This is a genomic window from Streptomyces sp. NPDC002133 (assembly GCF_040296405.1).
Classification (GTDB): domain Bacteria; phylum Actinomycetota; class Actinomycetes; order Streptomycetales; family Streptomycetaceae; genus Streptomyces.
Map to the genome: position 1 here is coordinate 88,515 of NZ_JBEOXF010000025.1, position 12,046 is coordinate 100,560.

Consider the following 12,046-nt stretch of genomic DNA (forward strand, 5'->3'; position numbering starts at 1 on the left):
ATGGACTTCACACCCACGGACGAGCAGGCCGCGGCCCGCGACCTGACCGCGCGGATCTTCGGCGACCTGTCCACGCACGAGCGGCTGGCCGCCGCCGGGACGGGGACGGACGCCGAGCTGTGGAAGGCGCTGTGCGCGGCCGGGCTGCCCGCAGCCGTGGCGGACGTCGGGCTGCTCGGCCTTGTGCTGATGCTGGAGGAGCAGGGCCGCACGACCGCGCAGGTGCCGTTCGCCGCGAGCTGTGCGTACGGGCTGCTCGCGGTGGACCGGCACGGCACGGACGAGCAGCGGGAGCGACTGCTGCCCTCCCTGTCGGACGGGACCGCCGTCGCGACCGGGGCGTTCGCGGCCCGGGGCGCGATACGTGCGGACGAGGAAGGGCGGCTGACCGGGACCGTCACATGGGTGCCATGGCTGAGGGGCGCCACCCATGTCCTGGTGCCGGACGCCGACCGAGGCCTGTGGCTGGTACGGGCCGTGGACGCGGAGACGGCCAGTGTGGAGACCACCGCCCCCTGGGCGGCGGGCCGGCTGGTGCTGGACGGCGCGCGTGGCGAGCGGCTCGGCGGCGACGGGGCGTACGAGGACGTGCTCGCCGCCGCACGGATCGCCTTCGCAGGGCTCCAGGCAGGTGTCTGCGCGGGCTCGCTCGCCCGGGCCGTCGCGTACACGTCGGTACGGGAGCAGTTCGGCCGCCCTCTCTCCACCAAACAGGCCGTCCAACTCCGCGCGGCCGATGCGTACATGGACACGGAGGCGATACGGGTCACGGCGTACGAGGCCGCGTGGCGTCACGACGAGGGACTGCCGTGCGCCACGCACGCGCTGACCGCAGCTTGGTGGGCGTCCGAGGCGGGCAGGCGGGTCGTACACACCGGCCAGCATCTGCACGGCGGCCTCGGCGCCGACCTCGATCATCCGGTCTACCGGCATTTCCTGTGGGGCCGCCAGCTCGACGCGTATCTGGGCTGCGGCAGTGAAGTCCTGGCAGAACTGGGCGACGTGATCGCGTTCGGCGCGACGGAGGAGGGATCCGGGACATGAAGGCCGGTGACGAGCTGCCCCCGCTCACCATCCCGATCACCCGCACCCTGATCGTCGCGGGAGCCATCGCCTCCCGGGACTACCAGGACGTGCACCACGACGCGGAGCTCGCCAAGGAGAAAGGCTCCCCGGACATCTTCATGAACATCCTCACGACCAACGGCCTGGTGGGGCGGTTCATCACCGACCACTTCGGCCCGACGGCCGTCCTGCGCAGGGTCGCGATACGGCTCGGTGCGCCCAACTACCCGGGTGACACGATGACGTTGACCGGCACGGTCACCGACGTCGACGGGGACACGGCCCAGGTGCGCGTCCTCGGGGCGAACGGCATCGGACAGCACGTCACGGGCACGGTGACCGTGACGGTTCCCGGGCGGGCGGGACCGCACCCGGGGCACCCGGGGAGGGAAGCGGGACCGCATCCGGGACACCCGGGGAGGGAAGCGGGACCGCATCCGGGACACCCGGGGCCGGAAGCGGGACCGCACCCGGGACACCCGGGGCCGGAGGCGGGTCCTGGTTCGCCGCCGGCACCGGGGGCGGGGTCATGAGCGTGCGCAGGGCCGACGCGCTCGGCGGGCGGGCTGCGGTCGTCGGCATCGGGGCGACCGAGTTCTCCAAGGACTCCGGCCGGAGCGAGCTCACGCTGGCCGTCGAGGCGGTCAGGGCCGCCCTCGACGACGCCGGGCTCTCCCCCGCCGACGTCGACGGGCTGGTCACCTTCACCATGGACACCAGCCCCGAGATCACCGTCGCCCAGGCGGCCGGCATGGGCGAGCTGTCGTTCTTCTCCCGGATCCACTACGGCGGCGGGGCGGCCTGCGCCACCGTTCAGCAGGCGGCGCTCGCCGTCGCCACGGGCGTCGCCGACGTCGTCGTCTGCTACCGGGCGTTCAACGAGCGCTCGGGCCGCCGGTTCGGCTCGGGGGTGCAGCAGCGGGAGCCGTCGGCCGAGGGTGCGGCGCTCGGGTGGAACATCCCGTTCGGGCTGCTCACCCCCGCGTCCTGGGTGGCGATGGCCGCCCAGCGCTACCTGCACGCCTACGGACTGACCCCGGAGGCGTTCGGCCATGTAGCGGTGGTCGACCGCCGGCATGCCGCCCGCAACCCCGCGGCGTACTTCCACGGGAAGCCGATCACCCTGGCGGATCACGCCGCTTCCCGGTGGATCGTCGAGCCCCTGCGGCTGCTGGACTGCTGCCAGGAGACGGACGGCGGCCAGGCGATCGTGGTGACGTCCGTCGAGCGGGCCAGGGATCTGCCCCATCCACCCGCGGTGATCGTCGCGGCGGCGCAGGGCGCGGGACGGGCGCAGGAGCAGATGACCAGCTACTACCGGGACGATCTCACCGGCCTCCCCGAGATGGGCGTCGTCGCCCGCCAGCTCTGGCGCACCTCCGGCCTCGGCCCCGGCGACATCGACGTGGGCATCCTCTACGACCACTTCACGCCGTTCGTGCTGATGCAGCTGGAGGAGTTCGGCTTCTGCAAGCCGGGTGAGGCGGCCGACTTCGTGGCCGGGGACGCCCTGCCCCTCAACACCCATGGAGGCCAGCTGGGAGAGGCGTATCTGCACGGGATGAACGGCATCGCGGAGGCGGTCCGGCAGCTGCGCGGCACCTCGGTCAACCAGACACCCGGCGCGGCGACGACCCTCGTCACGGCCGGCACGGGAGTCCCGACCTCGGGGCTCGTCCTGGGGGCGGACGGCTGAGCCCGCCCTGGTCAGCGCGGCCGCGGGTGGCCGGGCAGGCCGGTGTACCCCGATGAGGGGCTCCCGCGACCCCTACTCACGGGTCCGACGCCCTCCACCTTCAGGAGGTGGGGAGTTCACCACCCCTACAACCTGAGGCGGATCCCCTTTCGGGACCTTGGGCCGATCCCGTGGGGCAGGGGCCGCTCCTAGCGTGGAGCCATGACCACGCCAGTCTGCGCAACCGCCTCCAGGGCGGCATCGCCGAAGCCCTCCTACCTGTCGTACCCGTCGTTCTCGTCGTACGTACGGGCGCGGGGGCCCGTGCTGCTGCGTACCGCCCGGTCGCTCACGGCCAACCCGTGCGACGCCGAGGATCTGCTGCAGACCGCGCTCACCAAGACGTATGTCGCCTGGGAGCGCATCGAGGACCACCGGGCGCTCGACGGCTACGTCCGCCGCGCGCTCCTCAACACGCGGACGTCGCAGTGGCGGAAGCGGAAGGTGGACGAGTTCGCGTGCGACGAGCTGCCCGAGCCGTCCGGGGTGCCGTCACCGGACCCGGCCGAGCAGCAGGTGCTGCACGACGCGATGTGGCGTGCCGTCATGAAGCTCCCGGACCGGCAGCGGGCCATGGTCGTGCTGCGGTACTACGAGGACCTCAGCGAGGCCCAGACCGCCGAGGTGCTCGGGGTCTCCGTCGGCACGGTCAAGAGCGCGGTCTCCCGGGCGCTCGGCAAGCTCCGCGAGGACCCGGAACTCGCCCCGGTGCGCTGACCGGGCGCTGCGCACCCGCCGTCGCACGGCTCGCGCCGCTGGTGGGCCACTGTTCGGCCGCCGGTCGGCCACGCCTCACCGGTCGGCAGGGTCACCGGCATTCCGTTCTCGTCCTCGATTTCGTACCCGGGGGTAGTGACATACCGCGCGGTACGTGCGCAGAATCTCCACACCCTTACTGCCACGTAGGCCAGGGGACGCGGGGGGTGGCCCCCGGTCCGGAGATGTGCGCCCCGGGAGGACGCCGTGCTGAGCACCATGCAGGACGTACCACTGACCGTCACCCGCATCCTGAAGCATGGGATGACCATCCACGGCACGTCACAGATCACGACGTGGACCGGAGACAGCGAGCCGCAGCGCCGCAGCTATCGCGAGATCGGTGAGCGCGCCGCCCAGCTGGCGCACGCCCTGCACGACGACCTCGGGGTCGAGGGGGACCAGCGCATCGCGACGCTGATGTGGAACAACGCGGAGCACGTCGAGGCGTACTACGCGATCCCCTGCATGGGCGCCGTCCTGCACACCCTCAATCTGCGACTCCCCGCCGAGCAGCTGGTCTTCATCGTCAACCACGCCGCCGACCGGGTCGTCATCGTCAACGGCTCCCTCCTGCCGCTGCTCGCCCCGCTGCTCCCGCAGCTGCCGACGATCGAGCACATCGTGGTCTCGGGCCCGGGCGACCGTTCGGTGCTGGCCGGGGCGCAGGCGCAGGTCCACGACTACGAGGAGCTGATCGCCGGGAAGCCGACCGGCTACGCCTGGCCGGAGCTGGACGAGCGTACGGCCGCGGCCATGTGCTACACCTCCGGCACCACCGGTGACCCCAAGGGCGTCGTCTACTCCCACCGCTCCATCTATCTGCACTCCATGCAGGTGAACATGGCCCAGTCGATGGGTCTTACGGACGGGGACACCAGCCTCGCCGTGGTCCCGCAGTTCCACGTCAACGCCTGGGGACTGCCCCACGCCGCGCTGATGACCGGCGTGAACATGCTCATGCCGGACCGCTTCCTCCAGCCCGCGCCGCTCGCCGAGATGATCGAGACCGAGCGCCCGACCCACGCGGCCGCCGTCCCCACCATCTGGCAGGGCCTGCTGGCCGAGCTGTCGGCGAAGCCCCGCGACGTCAGCTCCCTCACCCAGGTCACCATCGGCGGCTCCGCCTGCCCGCCGTCGCTGATGAAGGCGTTCGACAGCCTGGGCATGCGCGTCTGCCACGCCTGGGGCATGACCGAGACCTCCCCGCTGGGCACGATCGCCCGGCCGCCGGCCCACGCGGTCGGCACGGACGCGGAGTTCGGCTACCGCCTCACGCAGGGCCGCTTCCCGGCCGGCGTCGAGGCCCGGCTGCGCGGGCCCGCCGGCGAGTTCCTGCCGTGGGACGGCGAGGCGGCCGGTGAGCTGGAGGTGCGCGGACCGTGGATCGCGGGGGCGTACTACGGCGGTGCGGCGGGCGAGGACCTCAAGCCGGAGGACAAGTTCAGCGACGACGGCTGGCTCAAGACGGGTGACGTCGGCGTCATCAGCCCCGAGGGCTTCCTCACCCTCACCGACCGGGCGAAGGACGTCATCAAGTCCGGCGGCGAGTGGATCTCCTCCGTCGAGCTGGAGAACGCGCTGATGGCGCATCCCGACGTCGCGGAGGCGGCGGTCGTCGCCGTTCCCGACGCGAAGTGGGGAGAGCGTCCGCTGGCCACCGTCGTCCTCAGGGACGGCGCGACCGCGGACTACGCCTCGCTGAAGGACTTCCTCGCCGAGAAGATCGCGAAGTGGCAGCTGCCGGAGCGCTGGGCGTTCGTCCCGGCGGTGCCGAAGACGAGCGTCGGGAAGTTCGACAAGAAGGTGATCCGCAGGCAGTACGCGGACGGCCAACTGGACGTCACGGAACTGCGGTAGGCAGGCAGGCAGCTGGTCGGACAGGCGGTAGCAGGAACGAACGGCCCGGGGCCCGGCGCGCGTCATGCGCGCCGGGCCCCGGGTCCGTACCGGCATGTACCTGCTCCTGCCGGGCTCCTGCTTGTGCCGGGCTCCTGCTTGTGCCGGGCCCTGCTTGTGCCGGGCCTCCGCTCGTGCCCGCGCCGGTTCGTCCTCGCGCTAGTTCGTACCGATCTTCGCGAGCAGATCCACGATCCGGCCCTGCACCTCGGCGCTCGTGGAGCGCTCCGCCAGGAACAGGACCGTCTCGCCCGAGGAGAGCTTGGGCAGTTCGGCCTGGTCGAGGCCGGCCGAGGTGTAGACGACCAGCGGGGTGCGGTTCAACTGGCCGTTCGCACGCAGCCAGTCGATGATCCCCGCGCGTCGGCGACGTACCTGCATCAGGTCCATCACCACCAGGTTCGGCCGCATCTGCTGGGCGAGCGAGACCGCGTCCGCGTCGGCCCGGCCCCGGGCGACCTGCATACCGCGCCGCTCCAGCGTCGCCGTCAGCGCGGCAGCGATGTCGTCGTGCTCCTCGATCAGCAGCACGCGGGACGGGTGCTGCTCGCTGTCGCGCGGTGCCAGCGCCTTGAGCAGTACGGCGGGGTCTGCGCCGTAGGCCGCCTCACGCGTCGCCTGCCCCAGACCGGCCGCCAGCAGCACCGGCACCTCGGCCGCGACCGCCGCCTGGCGGAGCGACTGAAGCGCGGTACGCGTGATCGGCCCCGTCAGCGGGTCGACGAAGAGCGCCGCGGGGAACGCGGCGATCTGCGCATCCACCTCCTCGCGCGAGTGCACGATCACCGGCCGGTAGCCGCGCTCGCTCAGCGCCTGCTGCGTGGCGACGTCCGGCGCGGGCCAGACGAGGAGACGGCGCGGATTGTCCAGCGGCTCCGGGGGCAGCTCGTCGTCCACGGGGAAGGGCGCGGGCTGGTTCGCCACCTCGACGGCGCCACCGGGGCCGTCGAGGGGCTCGGGGCCTTCGGCGCCCTCGTCCGGTGCGCCTATCGCGTACGACCGGCCCTCGGCGGGAGCAGCGGCGAGCCGCTGCTGGGGCTGCGCGGGCTGCGGGTGCGGCCGGGCGGCCGTCTCCGGGAGCGCACGCTCACCGCGGCTGTCGTCCTCGGGCGGGGCGGCCAGCTTGCGCCGGCGTCCGGGGGCGAGCGTCTGGTTCTGGCCGAGCGACTGGTTCGGGGCCGGGGCGGGTGGTGTGGCCTGCGCGGGCTGCCGGACCGGCGTGGCCTGCCTGGCCTGCGCGCTCGCCAGGGGGTGCTGCGTCTGCCCGGCCTGCTGCGCGAACGGCACGCCCTGCCCGAGGGTGCGCACGCTGAACGACCGGCCCTGCGAAGCGTCGGCGGACAGCGGCGCCTCCGCGGGCAGCGGCTGCGCGACGCGCGGTGACGTGGTTGCGGGGGCCGCTGAGGCCGGAGCCGGCGCGGCGGCCGCGGGCGGCAGCGGCACGGAGCCGGTGTCGCCGTCCTCGGCCCGCACGGGCGCCGGTGCGGAGGAGGCCGCCGGCGCGGGGGCGCCGGCGAGCGCGGCCGGGCCCTGCCCGGCGGTTCCGCTGTCGGCCCACTCCGGCCCCGTCGCCGCTTCCGGGCGCGCACGGCGACGCCCGGTCGGCACCGGATGCGGCTGCGGCGGGGTGTGGTCGGTGCCCGGCTCGCTGCGTGCGGCGTCGTGGCGGCCCTCGCCGTCATGAGCGGCCGCCACAGGCGCGGCGACGCGGTCGGCGTCGGCGGGCGGCAGCGCGAACGCGACCCGCACCTCCTGCGCGTCATCGCTCGCGGCCCGCTCCTGCGGACCGGCCAGCGCACGCCGTGTGCGCCGCCCACCGCCGGGCTGCGTGCCGGCCCCGGCCCCGGCCCCGGCGGGCTGCAGCGCGGAGGCACCGGTGCCGTTCGGGTCCGCGTGCGGCGCCTGCGTCATGACGGCAGGAGCATTGCTCTGCCCGGGCACGGGCCAGCCGGGGGCCGAGCCGTTGGACTGTCCGGCAGCCGGCCATTCCGTGGGGGCCACGGGATGTGCGGGAGCCGCGGGTTGCGCCGGGACCGCGGACGCGTCGGGAGGGGCCGGTGCTGCCGCGGGCGCCTGCGCCGCGGGTGCGGACGGACTCGCGGGCCCCGGCCCCCCCGGCGTCGCCGGGGGCAGGGCGGGCATAGCCGCCTCGGCACGGCGGGCACGACGGCCCGTGGGCTGCGGGGTTGCCGAGGCCTCTGGGCCCACACCCTGGGGCGGAACGGTGTCGCCCAGCGCCGGGCGCCCGGCCGCGCCGCCCGCATTTTCCGCCGCGGTGACCACGGCGACCTCGGCCGCGGGTGCCGGTGCCACGGATGCGCCCATCTCCGCCGGGCTCGGCCGACCGCGGCGACGGCCGGTGCCACCGCCCGTACCGGCCGGAGTCCCACCCGTACCGTTCTCGGGCACGGGGCTCTCCAGGAAGGCGTCCGTGGACGCCCGCCGAGCGCGTCGCCGCCCGCCACCGCCGGACTGTGCCTGCGCGGGCAGCGCCGGCGTCGCGGCGGCCGGGGGCGTCACCATTCCGGCTCCCTCGCCCAGCGGTACCTCCAGCACGTACGCGCTGCCGCTCATGCCCGGCACCTCGTGCGTCTGCAGCACACCGCCGTGCGCGGCCACGATCCCGCGGACGATCGGCTCGTGCACCGGATCGCCCCCGGGGTACGGGCCGCGTACCTCGATGCGTACGACATCGCCGCGCTGCGCCGCCGCGACCACGATCGTCGAGTCGACGTACCCGCCGCCCGCACCCGCCACGACCCGGGTCTTGCCCGTCGAGTCGACGCCGGCAACGTCCGCGACCAGGTGCGCCAGGGCGGTCGACAGCCGGGCCGCGTCCACCTCGGCCTCGATGGGCGGCGCGTGCACGGCGAACTGCGCGCGCCCCGGGCCGATCAGTTCGACCGCCCCGTCGACGCCGGCCGCCACGACCCCGTCGAGCAGCACCTTCGCCCGCTGCAGCGGCTCCGCGCCCGCGTCGAGCCGCTGGAAGCCGAGCACGTTGTCGACGAGCGTGGTCATCCGGGCGTAGCCGGCGGCCAGGTGGTGCAGGATCTGGTTGGCCTCGGGCCACAGCTGCCCGGCCGGGTCGGCGGCCAGCTTGCCGAGCTCGCCGCGCAGCTCGTCCAGAGGCCCGCGCAGCGACTCGCCGAGTACCGCGGTCAGCTGGTTCAGCCGGGCGGTCAGCGAGGCCACCTGCTCGTCCCGCTCCTCGGACTCCGCCGCGTACCGCTCCGTCCTGTCGGCGAGCTCCGCGGTGTGCTTCTCGGTCAGCTCCGTCAGCTCGGCCGCATGCCGTTCGTCGCGCTCCGCGCTCTGGTTGGCGTGCCGTTCCTTCAGCTCCTCGTAGGGCCGCCGGTCGGTGAACGTCAGCACCGCGCCGACGAGCTGCTCCCCGTCGCGCACCGGTGCGGTCGTCAGATCGACCGGCACCTTCTTGCCGTTCTTCGCGTACAGCACCTGCCCGCGCACCCGGTGCTTGCGCCCGGACTTGAGGGTGTCGGCGAGGGGCGACTCGTCGTACGGGAACGGCTCGCCGTCCGGCCGCGAGTGCAGGACCAGCGGGTGCAGCTTCTTGCCGCCGAGGTCGCTGGCGCGGAAACCGAGTATCTGGGCGGCGGCCGGGTTCACGAGCACGACACGGCCTTCGGTGTCCGTGCCGACGACACCCTCGGCGGCCGCCCGCAGGATCATCTCGGTCTGCCGCTGGGAGCGGGCGAGTTCGGCCTCGGTGTCGACGGTGCCGGAGAGATCGCGTACGACGAGCATGAGGAGTTCGTCGCCGGTGTAGCCGCCACTGGTGCTGCTGCTGCTGCTGCCGCTGCCGTACGAGGCGTAGGCCTCGCGGCCGTCCTCCAGGTTCGCGCTCGTGACCTCGACGGGGAACTCCGAGCCGTCCGTGCGCCGCGCGACCATGCGGGTCGGCTTCGTCCGGCCGCGCTCGTCGGCCGCGTCCGGCCGCCGCATCGATCCCGGGATCAGCTTCGAGTCGAAGGACGGGAGCAGATCGAGCAGCCCTCGCCCCATCAAGGCCGTACCCGGCGTCTCGAACAGTTCCAGGGCGATGGTGTTGGCGTTGACCACCGTGCCGTTGGCGTTGACGAGCACGAGCCCGTCCGGAAGGGCGTCGAGTATGGCTGCGAGGCGAGCAGCGCCTCGGGATGGCCTGCTGCTCACGACGACGCTTCCTCCCTGACATACAGCATGTTGCGGACGGCCGACCCCATCTTGCCCCTCGGGCCGCAGCCTGTCACTGGAGGGAGTCTAAGGGCAGGCGGTGGGGGTGCGGCGGCGGATGAGGGGGAGCTCTCACCAAGGTTCTGTGTACACGCAGCGGTCCCGTGACCCTCGCTACGGCCCGTGACCTGGGCGCTGTCCGGAGCGACCGGCGCGCACGCCGCGGTACGCCGTGCTCGCCACGTGATCCGCGCCGAGGGCGGGAGCTAGTACCGGGCCGTCGGCAGGACCGGCTCCAGCGTCTGCCACCGCCCGATCTCGCAGCCGTTGCTGCGGTCGAAGGCGGCGTCGACGGACTGCCCGTGCCAGATGCCGGTGACCCGGGCCGTCGCCGGGCCGCCGTACATCTGCGTGCACATCGCGTCCCCGGCGAGGGGCGCGAACGGGTCCGCCCCCTCCTGACCGAGCTCCTCCAGCCGGTCGCAGGCGGCCTGCGCCTCGGGATGCGTGCCGCCGGCCGGGCCGCAGGTCAGCTCGTACGTACCGTCGGCCACCGGGTTGCCGGTGTCCGAGGTGATCACCGTGAGCCGGTCCTGCGTCTCCTCCGGCTGCAGCAGCGGCAGCGGGAGCGGCCCGATCCCGGACGCGGAGGCGCCCGGGGAGGTGACGACGAGCGCGGCGACTGATGCCGTGGCGGTCGCGACGGCGGTGAAGGCGAGGCGGCGCAGCATGAGTACTCCTGGAGAGTGATCGGTCGGGAGCGGCATCCGCCCCGGCATCTCTAACGCTCCGCACGCCCGCTCGTTGCGCAAGCGGGACTGACCCGCCCGGGGGCTGCCCGCCCCGGCCACGCCCGAGCGGCTCTTTGCCCCGGGGCCCGCGCGCCTAGTACCGTGGGGAGCGATTGGTGACACCCCACCCGGCTGTGTCATCATCTGCACGCACCACTCGCGCCCGCGCGGGTGTGCTGGAGGCGTCGCCTAGTCCGGTCTATGGCGCCGCACTGCTAATGCGGTTTGGGTCTTAAAGCCCATCGAGGGTTCAAATCCCTCCGCCTCCGCCCCAACACCGAAGCCCCGGCCCGACGGCCGGGGCTTCGGTCGTTCCCGGACCGGCGACTGCGCCCGCACGTACCGCTGTACGGGCGTTTTTGCAGGTCAGATGGGGTGCGGCTAATGGATTTCGCCTGACGGCGCAGGTCATGTAATGTTGTTCCCGCAACGCAGACCGGGCAGAAAAGCCCGGAACGCACAAGCACTCGTAGCTTAACGGATAGAGCATCTGACTACGGATCAGAAGGTTGCAGGTTCGAATCCTGCCGAGTGCACACAGGCCAGAGGCCCCGGGCGATGAGTCCGGGGCCTCTGGCGTTGGGCCATACAGCAGCGAAGTACAGCAACCGTGTCGGCCGATGTCAGCCGGTGCCGCCCATCGCGTCGGACAGCTTGCCGATCGCCTCGCGTACCTCTTCCTCGCTCGCTTCCGCGTAGACCTCCATCGTCATGGCGATCTGCGAATGCCGCAGGATGCGCTGGGCCACCTTCGGGTGGACCTTGAGCGCGACCAGGAGCGAGCTGCACGTGTGGCGGGTGTTCCGCAGCGGGATGGCCCGGAGGCTGGCACGGCGGGCACGCAGGGCGAACATGCGGGTCAGGTTGCCCGGCTCGATCGGGGTGCCGTGCTTCGTCGTGAAGATCAGCCCGTGGGTGTCCTGCCAGAGCTTTTTGGCGGCTTTCCGGTCCCCGAGCTGCTGAGCGCGGCGCATCCTTCCTCGGCGACCGGGTGGGTGCGAGGACTTCCCGGTTCCCGATCCGGCGGTCCAGGCTGCCGGTCGACTCGGCCGCTTTGGTGGCGTACTTGGCGACATAGGAGGCAACCGCCTGCTCGGTGATGTCGGAGCCGTCGCCGATCCGGGCGGTACGCATCGTGTGTGCGGACCTCAGGGCTGAGTGGGTGGCCAGCGCCGGCGTCTGAGGCGTGCCCCTCGCGTGCCCGATCGAGCGGGGAACCACGGGGATGGGCAAAGAAGCAACCCCTGACCCAATCTTGCTGGTCAGAGGCTGTTCATCTGCGGTGGGTGTGGGATTTGAATCCACGGTGACGTCGCCGCCACGACGGTTTTCAAGATCGTTCGTGGCTTGACTTCACCGACCTCCGCTGCCGCTGTCAGGGGCGGACGAGGACGGTGCCGACCTTGCCGGGCCGTACCGCGTGCTCCACGGCGTTAGCCAGCTCTCCGAGGCGGTACGTGGCGGCCACGTCGAACTGGTCCGTGAGCGCCAACGCGATCTGCTTCGCGGTGGCGATGTCGGACGCCCGACTCTCGGGGGTCGCCTCGGAAGGCCACCCGCTGATGATGTTCTTGCCCCGCAGCGTCAGGGACTTGCTCACCAGCGTTGATGCATGCACCGAGAT

Annotated in this window: 6 protein-coding genes, 2 tRNA genes and 3 pseudogenes; 7 read left to right on the plus strand and 4 right to left on the minus strand. The window is 72.9% G+C overall.

Annotated features, from left to right (window positions below):
• The 5 genes and pseudogenes from ABT078_RS23270 (at position 1) to ABT078_RS23290 (ending at position 5,416) form a co-directional block, all read left to right on the plus strand.
• Positions 1 to 1,044, plus strand: coding sequence for an acyl-CoA dehydrogenase family protein (locus ABT078_RS23270; RefSeq protein ID WP_351230698.1), 1,044 nt, complete (start codon positions 1 to 3; stop codon positions 1,042 to 1,044).
• A pseudogene (locus ABT078_RS23275) lies at positions 1,041 to 1,427 on the plus strand (MaoC family dehydratase); the annotation flags it as partial. The gene ABT078_RS23270 and the pseudogene ABT078_RS23275, both read left to right, overlap by 4 nt.
• A 167-nt stretch (positions 1,428 to 1,594) precedes the next feature.
• Complete coding sequence (locus tag ABT078_RS23280) at positions 1,595 to 2,761, plus strand: lipid-transfer protein (RefSeq protein ID WP_351230700.1); 1,167 nt, start codon at positions 1,595 to 1,597, stop codon at positions 2,759 to 2,761.
• Positions 2,762 to 2,962: 201 nt separating this feature from the next.
• Complete coding sequence (locus tag ABT078_RS23285) at positions 2,963 to 3,517, plus strand: SigE family RNA polymerase sigma factor (RefSeq protein ID WP_351230702.1); 555 nt, start codon at positions 2,963 to 2,965, stop codon at positions 3,515 to 3,517.
• Between the two features lie 246 nt (positions 3,518 to 3,763).
• Positions 3,764 to 5,416 (plus strand): long-chain fatty acid--CoA ligase, encoded by a 1,653-nt coding sequence (locus ABT078_RS23290; RefSeq protein ID WP_351230704.1) that lies wholly within the window; start codon positions 3,764 to 3,766, stop codon positions 5,414 to 5,416.
• A gap of 198 nt (positions 5,417 to 5,614) precedes the next feature.
• Here the strand turns inward: ABT078_RS23290 and ABT078_RS23295 are convergent, their stop codons facing one another.
• Both ABT078_RS23295 and ABT078_RS23300 read right to left on the minus strand, forming a co-directional pair.
• The gene (locus tag ABT078_RS23295) at positions 5,615 to 9,631 is read right to left on the minus strand and encodes a PAS domain-containing protein (RefSeq protein WP_351230706.1); all 4,017 of its coding nucleotides are present in this window, start codon (positions 9,629 to 9,631) and stop codon (positions 5,615 to 5,617) included.
• Between the two features lie 266 nt (positions 9,632 to 9,897).
• Positions 9,898 to 10,362, minus strand: coding sequence for an SSI family serine proteinase inhibitor (locus ABT078_RS23300; RefSeq protein WP_351230708.1), 465 nt, complete (start codon positions 10,360 to 10,362; stop codon positions 9,898 to 9,900).
• Positions 10,363 to 10,600: 238 nt separating this feature from the next.
• On the opposite strand from ABT078_RS23300, the gene ABT078_RS23305 reads away from it, so the two are divergent.
• Both ABT078_RS23305 and ABT078_RS23310 read left to right on the plus strand, forming a co-directional pair.
• Positions 10,601 to 10,691, plus strand: a tRNA-Ser gene (locus ABT078_RS23305).
• 194 nt (positions 10,692 to 10,885) lie between these two features.
• Positions 10,886 to 10,958, plus strand: a tRNA-Arg gene (locus ABT078_RS23310).
• An 87-nt stretch (positions 10,959 to 11,045) separates the two neighbouring features.
• On the opposite strand, the pseudogene ABT078_RS23315 reads toward ABT078_RS23310, so the two are convergent.
• Together ABT078_RS23315 and ABT078_RS23320 are read right to left on the minus strand one after the other, a co-directional pair.
• Positions 11,046 to 11,399: pseudogene (locus ABT078_RS23315) on the minus strand (tyrosine-type recombinase/integrase); the annotation flags it as partial.
• Between the two features lie 398 nt (positions 11,400 to 11,797).
• A pseudogene (locus ABT078_RS23320) lies at positions 11,798 to 12,046 on the minus strand (zinc-binding dehydrogenase); the annotation flags it as partial.